Annotated in this window: 14 protein-coding genes; 6 read left to right on the plus strand and 8 right to left on the minus strand. The window is 71.5% G+C overall.

Annotation, left to right across the window (positions count from 1 at the left end):
* Positions 1–79 precede the first annotated feature (79 nt).
* Positions 80–295: a hypothetical protein gene (locus OG552_RS16620; protein WP_329133670.1), complete on the plus strand. Its 216-nt coding sequence runs from the start codon at positions 80–82 to the stop codon at positions 293–295.
* 199 nt (positions 296–494) lie between these two features.
* Here OG552_RS16620 and OG552_RS16625 read toward each other — a convergent pair whose 3' ends face one another.
* A complete protein-coding gene (locus OG552_RS16625) occupies positions 495–2,228 on the minus strand; it encodes a ricin-type beta-trefoil lectin domain protein (RefSeq protein ID WP_443070944.1) in 1,734 nt (577 codons plus the stop codon).
* Positions 2,229–2,845: 617 nt separating this feature from the next.
* Between OG552_RS16625 and OG552_RS16630 the strand changes: the two genes are divergently transcribed.
* Positions 2,846–4,072, plus strand: a complete 1,227-nt coding sequence (locus OG552_RS16630; protein WP_329140871.1) for a metallophosphoesterase — start codon at positions 2,846–2,848, stop codon at positions 4,070–4,072.
* A gap of 377 nt (positions 4,073–4,449) precedes the next feature.
* Here OG552_RS16630 and OG552_RS16635 read toward each other — a convergent pair whose 3' ends face one another.
* On the minus strand, positions 4,450–5,097 hold the full coding sequence (locus tag OG552_RS16635; protein WP_329133674.1) for a DUF4291 domain-containing protein: 648 nt from the start codon (positions 5,095–5,097) through the stop codon (positions 4,450–4,452).
* Positions 5,098–5,322: 225 nt separating this feature from the next.
* On the opposite strand from OG552_RS16635, the gene OG552_RS16640 reads away from it, so the two are divergent.
* Entirely contained in the window at positions 5,323–5,856 is a 534-nt protein-coding gene (locus OG552_RS16640) for an HAD domain-containing protein (protein WP_329133676.1), read from the plus strand.
* A 469-nt stretch (positions 5,857–6,325) separates the two neighbouring features.
* Here the strand turns inward: OG552_RS16640 and htpG are convergent, their stop codons facing one another.
* Both htpG and OG552_RS16650 read right to left on the minus strand, forming a co-directional pair.
* On the minus strand, positions 6,326–8,266 hold the full coding sequence (htpG, locus tag OG552_RS16645; RefSeq protein ID WP_329133678.1) for a molecular chaperone HtpG: 1,941 nt from the start codon (positions 8,264–8,266) through the stop codon (positions 6,326–6,328).
* Positions 8,267–8,494: 228 nt separating this feature from the next.
* Positions 8,495–9,445 carry an NADP-dependent oxidoreductase gene (locus OG552_RS16650; RefSeq protein WP_329133680.1) on the minus strand — a complete coding sequence of 317 codons (951 nt, stop codon included), beginning with the start codon at positions 9,443–9,445 and terminating at the stop codon, positions 8,495–8,497.
* Positions 9,446–9,575: 130 nt separating this feature from the next.
* Between OG552_RS16650 and OG552_RS16655 the strand changes: the two genes are divergently transcribed.
* On the plus strand, positions 9,576–10,463 hold the full coding sequence (locus OG552_RS16655; RefSeq protein ID WP_329133682.1) for a helix-turn-helix transcriptional regulator: 888 nt from the start codon (positions 9,576–9,578) through the stop codon (positions 10,461–10,463).
* Between the two features lie 181 nt (positions 10,464–10,644).
* Here the strand turns inward: OG552_RS16655 and OG552_RS16660 are convergent, their stop codons facing one another.
* The 3 genes from OG552_RS16660 to OG552_RS16670 form a co-directional block, all read right to left on the minus strand.
* Complete coding sequence (locus OG552_RS16660; RefSeq protein WP_329133684.1) at positions 10,645–12,156, minus strand: oxygenase MpaB family protein; 1,512 nt, start codon at positions 12,154–12,156, stop codon at positions 10,645–10,647.
* Entirely contained in the window at positions 12,153–12,932 is a 780-nt protein-coding gene (gene uppS / locus OG552_RS16665; RefSeq protein WP_443071168.1) for a polyprenyl diphosphate synthase, read from the minus strand. Before uppS ends, OG552_RS16660 begins: the two co-directional genes overlap by 4 nt.
* 462 nt (positions 12,933–13,394) lie before the next feature.
* The gene (locus tag OG552_RS16670; protein ID WP_329133688.1) at positions 13,395–13,805 is read right to left on the minus strand and encodes a Fur family transcriptional regulator; all 411 of its coding nucleotides are present in this window, start codon (positions 13,803–13,805) and stop codon (positions 13,395–13,397) included.
* A 581-nt stretch (positions 13,806–14,386) separates the two neighbouring features.
* Between OG552_RS16670 and katG the strand changes: the two genes are divergently transcribed.
* Positions 14,387–16,615, plus strand: a complete 2,229-nt coding sequence (katG, locus tag OG552_RS16675; protein WP_329133690.1) for a catalase/peroxidase HPI — start codon at positions 14,387–14,389, stop codon at positions 16,613–16,615.
* A 461-nt stretch (positions 16,616–17,076) separates the two neighbouring features.
* Complete coding sequence (locus OG552_RS16680) at positions 17,077–18,642, plus strand: CehA/McbA family metallohydrolase (protein WP_329140873.1); 1,566 nt, start codon at positions 17,077–17,079, stop codon at positions 18,640–18,642.
* Between the two features lie 53 nt (positions 18,643–18,695).
* Here OG552_RS16680 and OG552_RS16685 read toward each other — a convergent pair whose 3' ends face one another.
* The gene (locus tag OG552_RS16685) at positions 18,696–21,491 is read right to left on the minus strand and encodes a hypothetical protein (RefSeq protein ID WP_329133692.1); all 2,796 of its coding nucleotides are present in this window, start codon (positions 21,489–21,491) and stop codon (positions 18,696–18,698) included.
* Positions 21,492–21,579 lie beyond the last annotated feature (88 nt).

Below are 21,579 nucleotides of genomic sequence, written 5' to 3' on the forward strand. Positions count from 1 at the left end.
TGAAGGACTTCGCGGGGTGCTCGCCGCGACGTGGCACGCAACCCAAGTCGGCGAGCCGAGGGCGCCGGTGACGGGCACGGTGCGTCGCATACGCCTCGTACGGCAGTTCACCGTGCAGGAGGAGAACGGCAAGACGGTCGTCCGGGCCGGTGCGCGCCTGACCGAACTCACCGCGAGCCGCGACTGCTTCGCCACAGGATCGGCGGCCGGCCGAGAGGAGTCCTGGGAGGAGACGGGGCTCCTGGTGGACCTGGCAATGGCGTTCGACGACGTCATTGCGTCGGTCTCCAGGTGAACGTCCCCCAGAACCAAGAGAAATGACACCGTACCGGCCGTGGGAGCAAGGAGGTTGCTCCCACGGCCGTACGGGTGGCCTTGAGGAGCCGGCCTGGAGTACGCGGAGACCGCGCCGGGCGGGTCGGAAAGCGGTCAACGGCTACGGTCGCCGGCCGGTGGGCTCGCTGCGGGTCGGGCGGGGCTGGTTCTCCTCGCTCTTATGCCAGGGCGAACTTCTGGGCCCCGGAGCCGTTGCAGTCCCAGATCTGCAGCCGCGTACCGTTCGCCGTGGCGCCCGACGGCGAGTCGATGCACCGGCCGCTCGTCGGGTTGGACAGCGAACCGTCGGCGTTGGCAACCCAGTTCTGGTAACCGCCGCCGTTGCACGTGGCCAACTGCAGCTGCGTACCCGCCGCGCTGTTGCCGCCCGCGATGTCCAGGCACTTGCCCAGCGTGCGCAGGGTCTGGCCGCTCCAGGTCCACTTCTGGTCGAGCGAGGTCGCCTGCTGGCAGTCCCACAGCTGGACCGCGGTGCCGTCACCGCCGGTGTCGTCGCCCGCCACGTCGACGCACTTGCCGCCAGGACCGTAGATCGGGGTCCCGATGGTGAACTTCTGCGCCCCGGAACCGTTGCAGTCCCAGATCTGCAGCCGCGTACCGTTCGCCGTGGCGCCCGAGGGCGAGTCGATGCACCGGCCGCTGGTCGGGTTCCGCAGTGAGCCGTCGGTCTGCCGTACCCATGCCTGGTAGCCGCCGCTGTTGCACGTGGCGAGCTGCAGTTGCGTACCCGCCGCGCTGCTGCCGCCCGCGATGTCAAGGCACTTGCCGAGGGTCTGCAGGGTCTGGCCGCTCCAGGTCCAGTGCTGGTCCTTGGCCGCCGACTGGCAGTCCCACAACTGGACCGCGGTGCCGTCACCGCCGGTGTCGTCGCCCGCCACGTCCACGCACTTGCCACCCGGGCCGGTGATCGTCTGGCCGCTCACCGTACCGCCGCCGCCTCCGCCGCCGCCCCCGGAGCCGGGCGCCTTGTTGTACACGGCCACCGAGTCGATGACCAGCTTGCCGCCGGAGACCGTGGCCGCGTTCGGCCCACCGCCGAAGGCGTCCGGGAAACCGCCGCCGATCGCCAGGTCGTAGATGATGAAGAACGGGTGGTCGATCGCGTCGGACCAGGTTGTCGCGTCCACCTGGTTGGCGCTGACCGTGAAGAAGTTGTTCCCGTCGAGGTAGAACCGGATCTGCTCCGGGGACACCGAGCGGTCGATCTCCGCCGCGTAGTCGTGGAAACCGGTCTGGCAGCCCGAACAGGCGCGCTCACCCGAGCCGATGCCCGTCGACTCGTTGCACGGCCCACCCGGGCTCACGCCGCAGTGGATGGTGCTGAAGTCGGAGCTGCGGCCGTTGATGTCCTCCATGATGTCGATCTCGCCGGACTTCGGCCAGGTCACACCGTCACGCAGGGGTGCGCCGAGCATCCAGAACGCCGGCCAGTAGCCGGCGCCGTTGGCGGTGGTGACGTTGGGCTGCTGGAGGACGGACTCGATGCGTACGACTCCGCCCGCCGGGGCGCCGAAGGTCGCCGCCTGGGTCTCCACGCGCCCGGATGTCCATCCGCCCCGCGGATCGGAACCGGAGTGCTGGGCCTGGAGTACGAGGTGGCCCTGGCCGTCGTAGTAGACGTTCGACGTGCTGTTCGTCATGGTCTCGATCTCGCCGGTGCCGAAGTTGCTGCCCGGCCCGGTGTCGTACTTCCACAGGCTCTGGTCGATGCCGGTGCCGGACGCACCGTTGAAGTCGTCGCTCCAGGTGAGCGAGAAGCCCGGCGGCGTGGGGGGCACCGCCGCTTCGGCGTTCAGCGATACGACGACGGTGGCCGCCATGGTGACCACGACGACGGGTACGAGGACGAGCGCTCTCTTCCACCCGCCGCGCCGCGGCCTTGCAAAACTCACGCGCATATGTCTGACCTCCGGGGAAAAGGCATGATTTCGCGGGTTCGCCAGGCCGCCTCTGGCGGGACACCACAGGGCGCGTCGAGCCGACGTTCCGTCAGCCTGCCGCGGTGGACAGACGCCTTGTGGGTGTCATGTACACAGCTTGTCGATCGCTCGGGGGTTCGACAAGACGGATGGCGGGTTTGCCCTCCGGGAGCGCGGTCGGTCCCGGGCGGCGACGCGGTCACGGCGGGGGACGCGGCTACGGCGGCGCGTGGGAGCGGCGGGGGCACTGTGCGGTCCGGCCACATGGCGGGGCTACGGGGGCCGGGCGACTCCGACCGGGCGCCGGGTGCCGGATGATGGGGGCTGACGGTGGGACGGCGGATGTGAGGGGCGGCGCGGTGACGGACAGCGGATCCATCCGGTCGGAGGCGGAGCTTCGGGGGGAAGGTGGGGGGCCGGGAGCCGGCGAGGGGCCGGAGACGGTCGTGGCCGTCGCCCGTGCCGAGGCGGAACCGGTGGCGGAACCGGTTGCCGGGACCGACGCCGGCACGGGCGCCGAACCGGCTGCCGTAACGGAGGCCGTAACGGCAACCGGCAACGACGGCGGGACCCCGCATCCCCGGCGGTCCCTGCGCCGGCGCCTGGGCGTGACCGTGGTCCTCCTCGTCCTCGCGCTGCTGTTCTTCCTGCCCTGGTGGACGCTGTTCGCCTCCGGCGTCGACTGGCCGTTCCCGGTCTTCCTGGCCGGCACGGTCGTCTTCGCGGGCTGGCTGGTCGCCTTCCCCTTCCTCATGGCCGCGGGCCACGGGCAGCGGCGGGCCGACCGGGCGGCTCGCGCCGCGGACAGCACCCTCGGGATGGTCTGGGTGCTGTTCACCTGGTCGGCGCTGGGCGGCCTGGTGCACCTCGTACTCATCGGGCTCGGTGCCGGCGGGCCCGACCGGGCCAGGGTCATCGCGGTCGCGGTCGCCGTGGTCTCCGCCGGACTGCTGGCCTGGGGACACCACGAGGCCATGCGCGTACCCCGGGTGAAGCGGCTGGACGTCCATGTCCCGCGGCTCGGCGCCGGTCTGGACGGGACGCAGGTCGTCGTACTGGCCGACACCCATTTCGGCCCGATCGACCGGGCCGACTGGTCGAGGCGGGTCGCCGAGGCCGTCAACGCGCTCGACGCGGACGTCGTGGTCCACGCCGGCGACATCGCCGACGGCACCCCGGTCCAGCGCCGGGAGCAGTCCGCGCCGCTCGGGACGATCCGGTCACGGCTGGCGAAGGTCTACGTCACGGGCAACCACGAGTACTTCGGGGAGGCACAGGGCTGGCTGGACCGTATGGCGGAACTGGGCTGGGAACCGCTCCACAACCGCCATGTCGTGGTGGAACGCGGCGGCGACTCCCTCGTCCTCGCGGGTGTGGACGACGTGACCGCGGAGTCCTCCGGCCTGGCCGGGCACCGGGCGAACCTGCTCGGCGCGCTGGCCGGGGCCGACCCGGACCGGCCGGTCCTGCTCGTCGCCCACCAGCCCAAGTACGTCCGGCAGGCCGCTGCCGCCGGCATCGACCTGCAGGTCTCCGGGCACACCCACGGCGGACAGATCTGGCCGTTCAACTTCCTCGTCCGGATCGACCAGCCGGTGGTGCACGGCCTGAGCCGGCACGGCGAGCGGACCCAGCTCTATACCAGCCGCGGCACCGGCTTCTGGGGTCCGCCCTTCCGGGTCTTCGCGCCGAGCGAGATCACGGTGCTCACCTTGCGGTCGGGCGAACCCGAGCCGACCGCGGCGGGGCGTACGGGGGACACGGCTCCGGACGGCGCGGACTTCGCGGCGGGCACGGGCGCGGACGCCGACAGCTGACCGGGCCGGTGCCCCGCGGGGGTGCCCTGGCGGCGCCGCTACGGGGCAGGGTCGGTGACGAAGGGTTGCGGTCCGAGCTACGTTCGGCTCCGCACAGGTGAAGGGGAAGCGCTCAGCGGCAAGTCACGGCGTCGACAAACCCGCCCGGACGACGTACGGAGGAGCCGCTGCTCGCAGTTGCGCCTTCCGACGTCCATCGGCGGATGCGTCGCCCCGGATGGTCTGAGGCGATACGGCTGCCGGGCTCCGGTCAGCGGGGTTCGCGTTCACCGCGGCGGGTGCCGCAGCCCGGCTCGACGGCGAGTTGACGGCGGAGTTGCAGGCCGCGCTGCGTGCCGAAGGTACGTGACAGATCGCTCACCCGCGGCACCCTTCCTTCACGTGTTGGTCCGAGGTGTCGTCCGCTCATCGCCCGGGTGCGGTTGGGCGCGCGACGCACCGATGCGTGAGGCGAGTGGTCCGGGCAGCGGGTAGGGGCGTTCTGCCGGCAATAGCCGGGACGCCTGTTCCCTCAGCCCCTCGCGGGCCAATTCGTTGATGGTCCGGGCGAGTTCGGTGACGTCGTCGATCCCCACCACCCACTCGTCGACGTAACGGTGGACCGCCTCGCCGCTCAGGCCGATCTGGAGCGAACGCCCTTGCAGCGGCTGGAGGTTGAGGTCCCTCTCGGGGTCCCACTGGATACGTACGGGGCTGCGGCGCATCTCGCGTTTCCACTGGTCGCGCGAGGTGTGCACCCGGCCGTCGTAGCTGGACAACGCGCTGTGGGCGAGCGCCCACGCGAACCCGTCGCGGCGGATCCGGATGGCCAGCACCCGTTCCTGTCCTACGGCGGAGGCCCAGGAACTGCGGTACATCATCCACAGGAACGAGGGCTTGATCCATGTCATCCGGCCGCGGTCGTATCCGTCGGGAAAGCGCCCTCGGGCCGCTGCCGGGTCGGCGACCTGCGGGGAGTACGCCTGGTAGACCGTGATCGTCTCGGCGGAGTAGAGGGCGCGTATCTCGCGCGGCGCAGCAGGCACGGATACATGCTGGCGCCCGGTGGCGCGGCGGGCCACCGGGTTTTCGCCGCTGAGCCGGCGCCCAACTGCGGGGGCGCGCACGCCAAGCCGCTCGTCATGATCGGTGTTCGGCGACGCTGCGGCCGGTCGCCGTCGCAGGTACGGCTTGCGGCGGGGGGCTCGCCGGAGTGAGCGCCGGTAGCCGGTCCGGTTCGGTCTTGGGGTGGAGGGCGTTACGGTGCCGCTGTGATCAGTTCCCCGCCGAGACCCCTTCTCTTCCTCGACGTCGACGGACCGCTCATCCCCTTCGGGGCGACGCGGGAACAGCGGCCGGACGGCTACCCGACGTACACGACGCCCGAAACCGGCGGGAACCCGCTGCTGGCCAGGGTCAATCCCGCGCTCGGGCCTCGGCTCATGGCGCTGCCGTGCGACCTGGTGTGGGCCACCACCTGGGAGTCCGACGCCAACGAGTACCTCGCGCCGCTCCTGGGCCTGCCACAACTGCCCTTCATCACCTGGCCGATGCCGGCCGACGAACCCGAGTGGGGTGGCCCCCACTGGAAAACCCGCACGCTGGTGGACTGGTCCGGGGGGCGCCCGTTCGCCTGGGCGGACGACGAGATCACCGACACGGACCGCACGTGGGTGGCCGCCCACCACGCCGGCCCTGCCCTTCTCCACCGGGTCGACCCCCGGGTGGGGCTGACCGACGAGGACTTCAACGCCCTCGACAAGTGGCTGCACGCGCTCGGCATCTCGCCCGAACGCTCGGAGTAAGGCGGCAAGTCGGACACCAGCCGGACACGGTCGCCGCGGGGCTTCGTCGTGTCAGCGATGCGCGTTCAGGCTTGCGGGGGGGGATGAACTTCGGCATCCGGCCCGCGTCCCGCGACGTGTTCGGACTCTCGTACCGTGGGCACAACTCACACCCGGCTCCGAGGGACCCCGGAAGATGACGTCCACGGGAGAACCGTCCCCGTCCGGAGCCGATCGGCAAGCCTTGGCGCGGGTGCGGGAGTTGCTGGGGAGCGGATTCATCGGTGCCGAGCGCGCCCAGGCGGTCGTGGCGGACGTGCCCGTGGCACGCCCGCGCCTACGCCGCGATCGGATACGGCGAGGGCGCGGCGACCGTGGGGGCGGTCGACAAGGCAAGGCAAGGCGGCGTGGCGGGGCGGGGCGGGGAATCCGGTCAAGAGGCTCCCGCTCACCCACTCACCCGCCCGCCGGAGGCGACGAACTGGCCGGTCTACAAAGTCCGTTCGAGCCGGTCCGCCATCAGTTTGACGAAGCGCGAGGGGTCACTGAGTTCGCCGCCCTCCGCCAACAACGCCATGGCGTGGATCAGTTCTGCGGTCTCTTCGAGGGCCGGATCGTCCTGGCGTTCTGCGTGGGTCCGGTTGAGGCCGGCGATCAGCGGGTGGTTCGGGTTGAGTTCGAGGATGCGCTTGACGTGGGGAATCTCCTGGCCCATGGCGCGGTAGATGTTCTCCAGCGCCGGTGTCACGTCATGCGCGTCCGACACGATGCAGGCCGGCGAGACGGTGAGGCGTGAGGAAAGCCGTACCTCCTTGACACTCCCGCTCAGCCGGTCGGTCATCCACGTGAGCAGACCCGCGTACTCCTGCTGCTGCTTCTCACGCTCGGTCCCCGCCTTCTCCTTCTCCTCCGCGGTCCCGAGATCGACCTCCCCCTTCGCGACGGAACGGAACTGCTTGCCCTCGAATGCGGGAACCAGGTCGACCCACACCTCGTCCACGGGGTCGGTCAGCAGCAGCACCTCGATGCCCTTGGCCTGGAACGCCTCCATGTGCGGGGAGTTCTCGATGGCCTGCCGGGACTCGCCGGTGAGGTAGAAGATGTGCTCCTGACCGTCTTTCATCCGCTCCACGTACTGCGCCAGCGTCGTCGGGCTGTCCTTGTCGTGGGTCGTGGCGAACGAGGACACGCCGAGGATCACGTCACGGTTGTCGGCATCGCCCAGCAGTCCTTCCTTCAGGACACGGCCGAACTCCCGCCAGAACGTGGCGTAGCGGTCGGGGTGGGCGGACATCATGTCCTTGACCGTCGACAGCACCTTCTTGGCCAGGCGGCGGTGCATCAGCTGGATCTGGCGGTCCTGCTGAACGATCTCGCGTGACACGTTGAGCGACAGGTCCTGCGCGTCGACGACGCCCTTGACGAAGCGCAGGTACGGCGGCATCAGCTCCTCGCAGTCGTCCATGATGAAGACGCGCTTCACATAGAGCTGGACACCGCGCTTGTAGCCCTGCGTGAACAGGTCCTGCGGGGCGTGCGCCGGGATGAACAGCAGCGCCTGGTACTCGAAAGTGCCCTCCGCCTGCAGACGGATCGTCTCCAGGGGGTCGCTCCAGTCATGGCTGATGTGCTTGTACAGCTCGTGGTACTCGTCGTCGGTGACCTCGTCGCGCGGGCGTGCCCACAGCGCCTTCATCGAGTTGAGCGTCTCGGGCTCGTCCGCGGCGTCATAGGCCCCGGCGTCGCCCTGGGCGTCGGAGGCGGCCTGGGCCTCCGGCGGCACGACCATCCTGATGGGCCACGTGATGAAGTCCGAATAGCGCTTGACGATCTCGCGGATCTTCCAGGGAGAGGTGTAGTCGTAGAGCCGGTCCTCGGCGTCCTCCGGCTTGAGCCGCAGCGTGATCGCGGTGCCCTGCGGCGCGTTGTCGACGGTGTCGATCGTGTACGTGCCCTCACCGCTCGATGTCCAGCGGGTGCCCTGGCTCTCACCCGCACGCCGGGTCAGCAGCGTCACTTCGTCGGCCACCATGAAACTGGAGTAGAACCCGACGCCGAACTGGCCGATCAGCCCGTCGCTCCCCGCGGTCGCGCCCTCGGACTCCTTGAGCTCCCGCAGGAACTTCGCCGTGCCCGAGTTCGCGATCGTCCCGATGAGCTGGACCACCTCGTCGCGCGACATGCCGATGCCGTTGTCCCGCACGGTCAGGGTACGAGCCTGCTGGTCGGCCTCGATGGCGATGTGGAGATCGGACACGTCCGCGCCCAGTGAGTCGTCACGGAGGGCTTCGAGTCGCAGCTTGTCGAGTGCGTCGGAGGCGTTGGAGACGAGTTCCCGCAGGAACACGTCCTTGTTGGAGTAGATCGAGTGGATCATCATCTGCAGAAGCTGGCGCGCTTCCACCTGAAACTCGAACGTCTCGGTCGGCATTATCCGTTGGTCCTTCTCAGGTCACCAGGTGACGGGTTACTGACCTGAGAACTTTAGAACAGCTGGTCGTCACGCATGACTTTTGCCCCGGCGTCTCCGGTCGTGGTCGCCATGTCCTGCCTGTGGTCGGGAGAACGCTGGTCAGGTGTTCGAGGAGCCGGGGATTCGGCGTGCCGGGAGCGTTGCCTGGTTCCCACCCCCGGACCGCTCACCCGCGGGCGGTACGGGTTACGCGGAGATCGCGATCACGTGTTTGCCGAGGACGCCGCCGCGTTCGAAGGCCTGGTGGGCCGCGGTGATGTCGGCGAGGGGGTGGACGGTGTGGACCACCGGGCGCAGGGCGCCGGAGATGACGTGGTCGGTGAGGTCGCGGAGGAGGGCGGTGTCGGGGTTGGCGCTGAAGGTGCGGATGCGGCGGGGGCCGTGGACGCTGGAGGCGGCGATCGCGGCGAGGGCGCCGGCCGACAGGCCGACGGTGACCATGCGGCCGCCCTTGGCCAAACGGCCCCGGTAGCAGTTGAGTTCGGTGCCGACGGTGTCCACGATGACGTCGAACGGTCCGATCCGGTCCGAGGTGGTGGTGCCGTAGTCGAGTACCTCGTCGGCGCCGAGGCCGGTGAGCTGTTCGGCGTGGCGGTCGCGGGCCAGTGCGGTCACGTGGCAGCCCGCCGCGTGCGCCAACTGCACGGCAGCGGTGCCCACTCCGCCCGCCGCGCCCCGGACCAGGACCCGCTCGCCGGCCGCGGCGTGCACGGTGTCCCGCACCGCGATCAGCGCCGTAGCGCCCGCGACGACCAGGGAGGCCGCGTCGGCGGGCGGGATGTCCGCCGGGGCAAGGGCTATGCGGTCCGGGGTGACCACGACGAACTCCGCCGCCGCGGCGGTGACATGCCGTCGGCGGGGGTGCACCATGCCCCACACCCGGTCGCCCGTCTGGTAGCCCTCGACGCCGGCGCCGGTCTCGACGACGGTGCCGGCGAAGTCCAGCCCCGCGCCGATCGGGAAGCGGCGCCCCGACACGATCTTCAACTCCCCCGAGCGGACGACGACATCGTGTCCGTTCACGCTGGACGCCTCGACCGCCACCAGCACGTCGCCCGCGGCGGGGGCGGGACGGTCGACGTCGTTGACCCGCAGCACATCCGCGGCACCGTAACTCGTGATCTGGGCGGCCTTCATGTCGCTGTCCTTCCGTGGGGAGCGGTGGTGGAACCGATACTGGCCCCCGCTCGCGCCCCCACCGTCGGCCGGCTTTTCCTGGGACAAGCAGACCCACCCTCAGCGGGGCCGCCGGCGGCATACTGGCGCCGTGACCGACGCCCCGCTCGACGTGACCGACGATCCCCGACGCGAACTCGCCGAGTTCCTGCGGACCCGCCGAACCCGGCTGCGCCCGCAGGACGTCGGTCTGGAGCCCGGCCCGCGGCGGCGCGTCGCCGGGCTGCGGCGTGAGGAACTTGCCCTGCTGGCGGGGGTGAGTTCTGACTACTACCAGCGCATGGAGCAAGGGCGCGACGTACGTCCCTCCGAGCAGGTCCTGGACGCCCTCGCCCGTGCCCTCAACTTCACCGCGGAGGAGCACCGGCACCTGCACAGCCTCGCCGCGGCGGCACGCACTCCCGCGCGCCGCCCGCGACGGTACGAGCCGGAGGAGGTCCCGCCCACCACGCTGCGGCTGCTGCGCACCATGCCGGGACCCGCGTTGGTCGTCGGCCGTTTCCTGGACGTCCTGGCCTGGAGTCCGCTCGCCGGGGTCCTGCTGGGCGACTTCACCCAGCAACGGCAGGAGGACCGGAACCTGTTGTCGCTGCTGCTGCACCCGGAAGCCGACCAGACGTGCCCGGAGCGCGCGGCCACGGTCGCCGAACTGACCGCGATGCTGCGGGCGCAGGTCGCCGCGGACCCGGGGCATCCGCGCGCCACCGAACTGGTCGGCGAACTCGCCGTTCGCAGCGACGAGTTCGCGGCGCTCTGGGCCCGCCACGACGTGGAGGAGACGACCCGCGGCCGGATGCGCGTCAACCACCCGCTGGTCGGAGAGCTCAATCTGGACTGGGACGCGTACCCGATGCCGGGTGCTCCCGGCCCGATGCTGATCGTCTGCACCGCCGAGGAGGGCGGCCCCGACGCCGAACGGCTCCAACTCCTGGCCGGCCTGCTCGGCCCGCGAGCGGAGCCGTCCGAAGCCGGCCGGTAACGGTGGCACACGGCGGCGCTCGTCCTCGCACCTTGGCGGAGTACGCAGGGCGTCGGCCCCGTCATCCCGTGACCGAGGGGCTCCGCGGAGTTCGGTTGGCGAGCCCGGCCACCCCACGGCTCACGGTCAGGTGGGCGGGCGGGCCCCGACCGCGGTCCGTGTGCGCCGGGCCCCGGAGGGGTCAGGCGTCGGTGAGGAGGGGGTCGAAGGGGGTGGAGGGGTGGCGGCCGGACATGAAGGAGAGGAAGTCCTTGATGAAGGCGCCCCGGGAGTAGCGGGCATCGGTGCCGGGGACGGTGCGGCCGAAGCCGGTGCGGAAGAGGGCCCGGTACTCGTCCGCGTCGATGAACTCGTTGCCGTCCGCGTCGGTCGCGTCGAAGAGCACCTCGGCGACCCGGATCAGGGCCGGACCGGCGAGGGAGGGGACGGCGGCGGCGTACTCCTCCTTGCTGATGCGGCCGTCGCCGTCGGCGTCGAGGGCCTCCTGAAGTTCCCGCCACCACTCGGCGTACGCCTTGTAGAGCCGGGTCTCCTCGGGTTCGTCCAGATCGAGGCGGGAGGACAACTCCCTTGCCATGGCGGCGAGATCGGGCCAGTCCAGATAGCCGTCCCCGGTCTGGTCCAGCACCGCGGTGAAGAATTCGCCGGCGCTGCGCTGCGGCGCGGCTCCTCCGGCGGGGCCGCGCTGCGTGGGGAAGGGCGTGACCAGCCGGAGGAAGGCACCGGCCCGCTTCATCCGGCCGTGCAGCGCGGCGAGGGTGGCGGCCTGGGGGTCGTCGCGGTCCGGGGAGAGGTAGAGCAGGTTGGTGAGACTCTCGGTCCTGATCCAGTTCTCGGGCAGGAAGCGGGCGAGGCCGGCGGTCAGGTAGGCACCCTGCATCAGCGTCTGGGCGCCCGGGATTTCCGGCAGTCCCGCCCGCCGGCGGAAGGGCTCGGGGAGAGAGGCCACGGTGATCGTGCCGATGACCGGCCCGGCGAGCGCGCGGCCCGCCGCCCACACGGTGGGCAGGCCGTCGAGCAGCGGTGGCGCCGGGAGATGGTCGAAGAGCTTGTAGAGGATGATCCGCAGCGCCTCGGTGTTCTCCAGCTCCTCCTCGACCATGTGGTCGTAGTACTGCCAGAACTTCGGCAGCGTGGAGGGGAGTTGGCCGGCGCCGCTGCCGAAGGCGGCGAGGAACGCCTGGAATTCGGCGTAGAGCCGTTCCATGGTGGCCTGGTCGAGCGGCTGTCCGCTCAGCCGGCACATGGTCACGGAGCTCTCGAAGATGGTGGCGACCACCCAGGCGCGGACTTCGGGGTCCATCGCGTCGTACGGCCGGTTCTGCGTGTCGGTGCCGCTCAGTCGCGCGTGCAGGCGGTTGAGCCGGGCGGCTTCCCGCTGCCGGGTGTAGTCGTCCTCGCCGAACATCCGCTGCAGGCTCACCAGGGTGTTGCGCAGCCGCCGCCACGGATGCGCCACGAAGGTCGAGTTGTCGATCAGCGCCGCACCGACCTGCGGGTGGGCGGCCTCAAGGACCGTTGCCCTGACCAGGGCCAGTGCCCACCGTGGGTCGTTGAAGAACCGGTAGAACTGCGAGTCGGGGCCGAAGAGGGAGTCAGCCGGTCCCTGGTGGGCCGGCCGTACGGGGTCGCCGTGGTGGTCGGTGGCGCCTGAACGCGGGTGCCTGTCGCGGCTGTTGCCGGGGTCCGTCACGGGTGAGGTTCTCCGTTCGCGTACGGTGTCAGGCCGCCGAAACGGCGGTCGCGTTGCCGGTAGGTGTGCAGGCACTCCAGGAAGTGCGGCGCGCGGAAGTCGGGCCAGAGCACCGGTGGGAAGGTCCACTCGGCGTAAGCCACCTGCCAGAGCATGAAGTTGGAGATGCGCTGTTCGCCGGAGGTCCGGATGACGAGGTCCACATCGGGTGTGTCGGGGAAGGGGAGGTGGGCGGCGAAGTGCCGCTCGTCGACGGCGTCGGCCGGCACCCCGCTGCGGATGAGGGAGCGTGCGGCCTCGACGATGTCCTGGCGTCCGCCGTGGTCGAACGCCACGGTCAGCGTCATGCCCCGGTTGGCGTCGGTCAGCGTCATGAGGTCGGCGAAGTCCCGGGCCAGCGGGGCGGGGATCCGCGGGTCGGACACGCCGAGGAAACGGCAGCGGATGCCGCGGGCGTGCAGCAGCGGGGCGTGTTTGCGTACGACGCGGCGGACCAGTCGCATGAGGAAGTCGACCTCGGCGCCGGGGCGTTGCCAGTTCTCGGTGGAGAAGGCGTAGAGGCTCAGCCACTTCACCCCAGCGGTGCGGGCCGCCTCGATGACGTCGATCACCGTGGTTTCGGCGGCCCGGTGACCCGACGTCCGCGGTAAGGAACGCTGCTGTGCCCACCGGCCGTTCCCGTCCATCACGCACGCGACGTGCCGCGGCACGCTTCTGCGGCGGTCCGTACCGGCGGGCCGGTACGGAGGGGCGGGGGCCGACGGTGGAGCGGGGATTCCGCTGTCCCGGTCAACCGTCACACGTGCCCCCTGGCTGTCGCACTGCCGCCTCCACCACCTGCAACGTCCCGCCCCACAGCGTCCGTTGGCGCCCGGCGCCGCCTGCCCTACGTGGCGCCCGGCGGCCACCGCCGAACCGTCGACCCGCGGGCGGCTGCCCTGCCCGCGGCCTGCGGGCGGGTGCGTGTCACGGACGTTCCGGGGACGCCTCCCGCCACGAGCGCCGCCCGGCTTCACACTCAGCAGCGTGCCGCGTGGCCGCCCCCGGGCACGTGGCAATCCGCCCACGTTCACCCCTAGGACGTCGGTGCGATTCCCTCCGCTTCGCGGCCGTACGCCGCCCAACGCGGTGCGGGCCCGCACGATCCGGCAACAGCGGGCGAAGGGAGAGCCGGCCCGGCGCAGGCCCGCGCGCCCCCTGGGCGGGTCAGCTTCCGCTCGGGGGCCGCGGGGCGGCGGCTACGCGCAGGAGGGGCAGAGGCCGCGGTAGGTGACCTCGACCTCGGAGACGGTGAAGCCGAAGCGTTCGTCGGCGGGGAGGTCGGCCAGGGGGTCGCCGGTGGGGTGGACATCGCGGATGGTGCCGCAGCCGGCGCAGACCAAGTGCTGGTGCGGGTGGTGGGCGTTGGGGTCGTACCGCTTGGCGCGGCCGTCGGTGGTGACCTCTATGACCTCGCCGAGGGAGACGAGTTCGCCCAGGGTGTTGTAGACGGTGGCCCGGGAGATCTCGGGCAGGTGCTGTGCCGCCCGGGCGTGCACCTCGTCGGCGGTGAGATGGACGTGACCGCCGTCGAGGACCTGCGCGACGACACGTCGCTGGGAGGTCATCCGCCAGCCACGGCCCCGCAGTCGCTCCAGCAGGTCACTCATATCGGTTCACCTGTTCGGTCTCGTGGGGTTCGTTGGGTTCGTTCGGTGCGTTCGGTGCGCTGAGTTCGACGGGTTCGAGGGGTTCGAGGGGTTCGACGGGTTTGGTGGATTACCGGAAGTTCACCCACGGACGCCCGAATTCCGACGAGATATACATTTGGTGCTCTTCTTGACTTGGACTGCGTCCATCGTAGGATCGGTTCCGGCAATAGCCAAGGGACGGAAAGACTCCAGCACGGCAGGAGACAGAGACGTGACGCGACCACCGCCGAGAATCCGCGCGGTGCCGGCCCGCGGGTGACGGCCGACCGCGTCCGCTGCCCGGAGCGGCCCGGATCCCCCGCGACGCCTGCCACCCCGGTGCCGGGCCGGCACGCGGGCGGTCAAGCGGGCCGGTCTCCCCGTACCGGGGCGCCGCACCCGCGCACCTCGTACACCGCACCCGGCCGGCCCGTACGGCCCGGTCCGCTCCGAGGACGCAGGCCGGCCCCCGCCCGACGACTCCGACCGTTCCCCCGTTCACCCCGCTCCACCTCCGCAGTTGCTGAGCACCGTGCCCCGCCTGGTCCGGAAGGATTCCCATGTCTGAGAACCATGATGCAATCGTCGTAGACGCGAAATCGGAGGACGGGGGCGGCTGCCCGGTCGCGCACACGCGCGCCCCGCACCCGACCAAGGGCGGCGGAAACCGCGACTGGTGGCCGGAGCGGCTCAACCTGAAGATCCTCGCCAAGAACCCCGCCGTGGCGAACCCCCTCGGTGAGGACTTCGACTACGCCGAGGCGTTCAGCTCGCTCGACCTCGCGGCCGTGAAGCGGGACATCGCGGAGGTCCTGACCACCTCCCAGGACTGGTGGCCGGCCGACTTCGGCAACTACGGCCCGTTCATGATCCGGATGGCGTGGCACAGCGCGGGCACGTACCGCATCAGCGACGGCCGCGGCGGCGCCGGGGCCGGTCAGCAGCGCTTCGCCCCCCTCAACAGCTGGCCGGACAACGGGAACCTGGACAAGGCCCGCCGGCTGCTGTGGCCGGTGAAGAAGAAGTACGGCCAGAGCCTGTCGTGGGCCGACCTGATGATCCTCACCGGCAATGTGGCCCTGGAGTCGATGGGCTTGGAGACCTTCGGCTTCGCCGGCGGCCGCGCGGACGTCTGGGAGCCCGAGGAGGACGTCTACTGGGGCCCCGAGACCACCTGGCTCGGCGACGAGCGCTACACCGGTGACCGCGAGCTGGAAAGCCCGCTCGGCGCGGTCCAGATGGGGCTCATCTACGTCAACCCCGAGGGCCCGAACGGCAATCCGGACCCGCTCGCCGCGGCCCGCGACATACGCGAGACGTTCCGCCGGATGGCGATGAACGACGAGGAGACGGTCGCCCTCATCGCCGGCGGCCACACCTTCGGCAAGACGCACGGCGCGGGACCGGCGGAGAACGTCGGCGCCGACCCCGAGGCCGCCCCGATCGAGGCGCAGGGCCTCGGCTGGCAGAACTCCTACGGGACCGGCAAGGGCGCGGACGCGATCACCTCCGGCCTGGAGGTCACCTGGACCAGCACGCCCACCCAGTGGAGCAACGGCTTCTTCGACAACCTCTTCGGCTACGAGTGGGAGCTGTTCAAGAGCCCCGCGGGCGCCAACCAGTGGCGGCCGAAGGACGGTGCCGGCGCCGGTACCGTCCCGGACGCCCACGACGCCTCGAAGAAGATCGCGCCGTCGATGCTCACCACCGACCTGGCGCTGCGCTTCGACCCGGTCTACGAGCCGATCGCCCGCCGCTTCCACGAGCACCCCGACCAGTTCGCGGACGCCTTCGCCCGCGCCTGGTACAAGCTGACCCACCGCGACATGGGCCCGAAGTCGCTGCTGCTCGGCCCCGAGGTCCCCGCGGAGACCCTGCTGTGGCAGGACCCGCTGCCGGTGGCGGAGTACGAGACCGTCGGCGCCGCGGACATCGCCGCGCTCAAGGCGAAGATCCTCGCGTCGGGCCTGTCGGTCTCCCAACTGGTCTCCACCGCCTGGGCGTCGGCGTCCACCTTCCGCGGCAGTGACAAGCGCGGCGGCGCCAACGGTGCCCGCGTCCGCCTGGCGCCGCAGAGCAGCTGGGAGGTCAACAACCCGGATCAGCTGGCGGCGGTGCTGCGCACCCTGGAGGGTATCCAGCAGGAGTTCAACTCCGGCCCGGGCGCGGCAAAGGTGTCGCTGGCCGACCTGATCGTGCTCGGCGGCACCGTGGCGGTCGAGAAGGCCGCCAAGGACGCCGGTCACGACATCGAGGTGCCCTTCACCCCGGGCCGTGTCGACGCGACGGACGAGCACACCGACGCGGAGTCATTCGCCGCGCTGGAGCCGGCCGCCGACGGTTTCCGCAACTACCTCGGCAAGGGCAACCGGCTGCCGGCCGAGTACCTGCTGCTGGACCGGGCGAACCTGCTGACGCTGAGCGCCCCGGAGTTGACGGTCCTGGTCGGCGGCCTGCGCGTGCTGGGCGCCAACTACGACGGCTCGAAGCTCGGCGTCCTCACCACCGCCCCGGAGACCCTGACCAACGACTTCTTCGTCAACCTGCTCGACCTGGGCACGGCGTGGAAGGCGACGTCGCAGGACGCGAACACCTTCGAGGCCCGCGACACGGTCACCGGCGAGGTCAAGTGGACCGGCACCCGCGCCGACCTCGTCTTCGGCTCGAACTCCGAACTGCGCGCGCTCGCCGAGGTGTACGCGAGCGACGACGCGAAGGCGAAGTTCGTGACCGACTTCGTCGCGGCGTGGAACAAGGTGATGAACCTCGACCGGTTCGACCTCGCCTGAGCACGGCCTGAACAGGGCCTGAACAGAACCGAGTACGGCCCGAACAGGCCGAACAGGGCCCGAGTACGGCCCGACGATGATCTGAGTACGACCTGAGCACGACGTCCAGGCCGGCCCCGCACGGGGCCGGCCTGGACGTTTTTCCGTCCCCCGGCGGCCGGCCCGGCCCGGTGCCGCGGTCGTCGCGCGGCCCCGCGCCATCACCACCCGCCCCCATCCGTCACGACGGTTCCTCGACCCTCACCCGCCACAGCGTCTTGCCGGGCGGGCCATGCCCGGGCCATCCGGCGTTAGCGGAGCGCGTTCAGGGTCCACAGAGCTTCCGTGCGTCCACCACCGATTCTCCGAGGACAAACATGTGTCTTGACGGACATTGCGAACACAACGCCGCCCCCCTCGTCCCCGAGGCCGCCCCCACCGGTGCCCCGGCCGGCGGAGCCACCGGCCCGGGACGCCGCCGCATGCTGGCCGCCGGGATCGCCGGCGCCGCCGCGGTCACCCTCGCGCCGGTCTCCTTCGCGCAGGCAGCCGGCACCACGGCCGGCACCACGACCGGCACCACCGCCGGCACCACCACCAGGCCGCCGGCCGGCGGCGAGGTGACCCGGGTCATCACCGGGTTCCTGGAGACCGGCGTCGCCGACTTCGTCCACCTGCCGGTGGAGATCCCCAAGGGCGTGCGGAAGATCGCCGTCTCCTACGCGTACGACAAGCCGGGCGTCCCCGCGGGCACCCCTGCCAACTCCTGCGACATCGGGATCTTCGACGAGCGGGGGACCGCGCTGGGCGGTCGCGGCTTCCGCGGCTGGTCCGGCGGCTTCCGCACCTCCTTCGAGATCAGCGCCAGTGACGCCACACCGGGGTACTTGCCAGGTCCGGTCAACTCCGGTACCTGGCACATCGTGCTCGGCCCGTACCAGGTGGCGCCGCAGGGCCTGAACTACCAGGTGCGGATCACCCTCACCTACGGCCGGCCCGGCCCCGCCTACGTGCCGAACCACCCGCCGCAGCGGGCGAAGGGCCGCGGCCGGGACTGGTACCGCGGCGACTGCCACCTGCACACCGTCCACTCCGACGGCAAGCGCCTGCCGGCGGAGGTGGCGGCCGGCGCGCGGGCCGCCGGGCTGGACTTCATGGTCTCCACCGACCACAACACCTCGTCGTCGCACGCGGTGTGGGGCGCGTACGCGGGACCGGACCTGCTGATCATCACCGGTGAGGAGGTCACCACCCGCAACGGGCACTGGCTGGCCCTCGGCCTGCCGGCGGGCGAGTGGATCGACTGGCGCTACCGCTCGCGCGACGACGCCTTCGAGCGCTTCTCGCGCCAAGTGCGCCGGGGCGGGGGCCTCGTGGTGCCCGCGCACATGTACTGCGCCTACATCGCCAGCCAGTGGAAGTTCGGCTTCGACGACGCGGACGCCACCGAGGTGTGGACCGGCCCGTGGACGTACGACGACGAGCACGCGATCAGCACCTGGGACCAGAAGCTGGGCGAGGCGGTACGCACCGGCAAGCGCTGGCTTCCCGCGATCGGCAACAGCGACGCGCACAGCGAGCCGCAGGTCATCGGCCTGCCGCACAACGTCGTCCGGGCGGACGACCTGGCCACCGACTCGATCATGGACGGCATCCGCGCGGGCCGTAACTGGATCGCGGAGTCGGCCGCCGTCGAACTCACCTTCACCGCCACCGGCAACGGCAGGCAGGCCGGGATCGGCGAGAAGCTCACCGTCCCCGCCGACGCGCCCGTGGACATCCGGCTGGACGTCGAGGGGGTGCCGAACGGCACGGTCCGCTTCATCACCGACGAGGGCCAGATGCACCAGGAGTCGGTGAGCGCCGCCGGCACCGGCACGGTGGTGTGGCGGACGACCGCCTCACTCGCCGCGTATGTCCGTGCCGAGGTCCGCCACCCGCTGCCCGACGGCTCGCCGGGCCAGGGCAACACCATGGGCGACGCCCTGCTCTTCGGCCCGATGGCCGCGCTGACCAACCCGGTCTTCCTTGCCGCGAAGGGCCGTTGACGAAAACCGCCGGAGGGCGGCCGGTGCCGGCCGCCCTCCGTGCCCGCGGTGGGTCAGGGAGCGGTGTGGTAAGTGCCGGTCGACCAGAGGGCACCGCCGGTGGACGTCCCGCCGCCCGCGCGGTAGACCACCAGATTGCCGTCGTCCTGCATGTCCGCGTACGCCCCGGCGTGACCGTACGTGCCGGTCGACCAGAGGGCGCCGCCGGTGGACGGACCGCCACCGGGGCCGTAGACCACCAGATTGCCGTCGCTCTGCATGTCCGCGTACGCGCCCGCGTGACCGTACGTACCGGTGGACCAGATGGCCTTTCCGTCGCGCTTGCGGTACATGACGAAGTTGCCGTCCGCCTGCATGACCAGGAGCGTGTAGCGGCCCTGGGTCCACCCGTAGGGCTTCAGCAGCGTGCCGGAAGCGATGGTCTGCGGCCGGGCGGCCGATCCGCTGCTCCAGGCGACGCCCCCGCCGCCGGGGAGCTGGACCGCGAGGCCGCCGTCGTCCTGCAGCACCGCGTACGCGCCGGGGTGACCGTAGGTGCGGGACGACCACAGGGCGCCGCCGGTGGCCGCACCGCCGCCCGCGGCGTAGACCACCAGATTGCCGTCGCTCTGGAGCACCGCGTACGCGCCGGGGTGGCCGGAGCTGCCGCTGGTCCAGATCACCGGACCGCTCGCGCCGCCGCCGGTCCTGAGGGTCTCCACCAGGTTGCCGTCGCTCCGCACGGTCAGCGTCGCCGACGCACTGCTGACGCTGTGCCCGGCGGTGATCCGCTCCCCGGGCAGCAGGGACTGGCCGGCGCCGGGCAGCGCGGCGGAGGCCGGGATGTGCGGGTCGACCAGGTGGACGTTGTTCTGCGCGTCGACGTAGGCGATACCGCCGCTGTACTTGTCGACCGTCCACGTCACCCGGCGGTCGTCGGGGACCGGTCCTGCGGGCAGCGTGGCCAGGTCGGTGGTGACGGCGGCGCCGGTGTGGATGTCGGTCAGCTCCAGTTTCCCGGCGGCGGTGTCGTGCCGGACCAGATAGCCGTCGCCGAGCTGCGCCGCGCCGGAGGGGACGGCGATGTCCTTGCCGGTCGTCAGGTCCAGGACGCCGGCGGGGCCGGCGGCACCGCAGGACCAGTAGATCCAGCGGTCGACGGCGCTCTGCAGCTCCGTCGGCGCGCAGGGGGCACCGGTGTCGACGGTCTGGAGGGTCTGCCCGGTGTTCAGGTCGATCCGGCTGAGGGCGCCGGCTGCCCCGTCGGAGGCCCACAGGTACGAGCCGGAGAGCGCGGCGCCGGTGGTCTGGCGGATCAGCCGGACGTTGCCCGCCATCCCGGCCGCGGGAGAGGTCCCGATGAACTGCCGGCCGTCGGCGCTGTCGTAGACGACCCAGGAGCCGTCGGAGTCGACGAGGCTGCCGCCGGTCAGCGCGCCGGTACCGGCGCCGGACGCCAGCGCGGGCACCACGGTGTAGTCCGCTGCCGCGCCCCGCTGCACGGTGACCTCGTCCCCCGACGGGCCGGTGGTGCGGGCGAGTTGGGAGATCCCTCCGTCGCCGGTGGCGAGCGGTGGCGCGCAGGTGTCCTGCGTGGAGCAGTCGGACACCGCGGCCGGGGTGCCGATCTCCGTCCTGGCGCCGTAGGACGGCGTGGCACCCCAGGTGACGGTGCGGGTGGCGAGCGACTGGGCGCCCGAGTCGGCGTTCTCGATGGTGTAGAGCCGGCCCCTGGCCACCGCGAGCCCCGTGACGGACTCCGGAAGCGCCGGCTCGGGGTGCACGACGGTCGCCACCGCGGTGCCGTCGGCGCCGGCCGTCAGCACCCGGGCTGCCCAGTCGGCGGCCGACGAGCCGCCCACCACCAGTACCCGGTCGGACTCCTGCTGGAGCGTCGCGGAGGCCACGTGCCCGACCAGAGTGGTCAACGGACCGCCGGACAGCGGGAACTGATAGAGCGTCGAGCCCAGTTGGGAGCCGGCCGGGGGCGTGCCCTGCGAGTAGTCCACGTCGTCGTCGGCCAGTACGGAGTTCCCGGCGATCGCCAGCTGGAAGACCGTCGCCAGCGCGCCGCTGGGCAGCGGGGGCGCCGGCACCGGGACGGTCGTCTCCGCGGCGCCGGGGTCGGAGCGGTCCCGCAGGTGCAGCACCGCCGGTGAGGAAGTGTTGTACCAGCCGACGTACTTGTCCGTCAGGACGACCTTGAAGATGCTGGTCAGCCCGCTGAAGACGGGCGTCACCCGACCGGTGTCCAGGTCGACCAGGGCCAGCCCGGTCCCGCTCGCGTCCGAGTACCGCATCAGGACGGTGTCCGCGTCGCCCGCGGCGGCGCGCGTGGCGACGGAGACGCCGGCCGGCCAGCCGGTGGCGGAGAGCTGCGTCTGCTGCCCGTCCGCCGTGCCCAGGATGTGCAGCGTGCCGACGGAACCGTTGGCGGCCCTGGTGTAGGTGAGGACGTGGGAGCCGAACGTGCCGAGGAACTGGTCCCCGGTGGGCGGCTTCACGACCGTGGTGGTGCCGGTGTCCATGTCCTGCAACTGGACGCCGCCGGTGACGGACGTGGAGACGATGTCGGCATCCGCGCCGGACTGGCCGACACCGCCGGCGGGAATGCCGGCGACCGGTACGTCACCGCCGGAGAACTTCGTCCAGACGTAGGCGGCCTGGCCTCCCACGTGGTGCAGGAACCCGCCCGGACCGGCGAAGACGACCAGGTCCGGGGGCGGGGTGCCGCTCGGGGTCGGCGGTACGACCGTCTCGGTGGGCGGGTCGGCGTACGCCGCGCCGGTGCTCAGGGCACCGAGGCCGGAGACCGTGGCACAGAGCACGGCAAGGGTCGCTGACACCCGCAGCAGAGCAGGTCGGGTCACTCACTTCTCCCGTCGAGAACGCAAAAGGGGTCGCGATCGACGGGTGAGGAGGTCCCCCCACACCGGAAGCCCCCCGGCAACGGCATCG

Source organism: Streptomyces sp. NBC_01476 (assembly GCF_036227265.1).
Classification (GTDB): domain Bacteria; phylum Actinomycetota; class Actinomycetes; order Streptomycetales; family Streptomycetaceae; genus Actinacidiphila.

What these genes read in the sequence shown, in the direction of transcription:
- htpG (WP_329133678.1), bottom strand. Translation starts at nt 8,266, where the DNA reads ATGCCGACCGAGACGTTCGAGTTTCAGGTGGAAGCGCGCCAGCTTCTG.
- OG552_RS16650 (WP_329133680.1), bottom strand. Translation starts at nt 9,445, where the DNA reads ATGAAGGCCGCCCAGATCACGAGTTACGGTGCCGCGGATGTGCTGCGG.
- OG552_RS16670 (WP_329133688.1), bottom strand. Translation starts at nt 13,805, where the DNA reads ATGAGTGACCTGCTGGAGCGACTGCGGGGCCGTGGCTGGCGGATGACC.
- katG (WP_329133690.1), top strand. Translation starts at nt 14,387, where the DNA reads ATGTCTGAGAACCATGATGCAATCGTCGTAGACGCGAAATCGGAGGAC.
- OG552_RS16680 (WP_329140873.1), top strand. Translation starts at nt 17,077, where the DNA reads ATGCTGGCCGCCGGGATCGCCGGCGCCGCCGCGGTCACCCTCGCGCCG.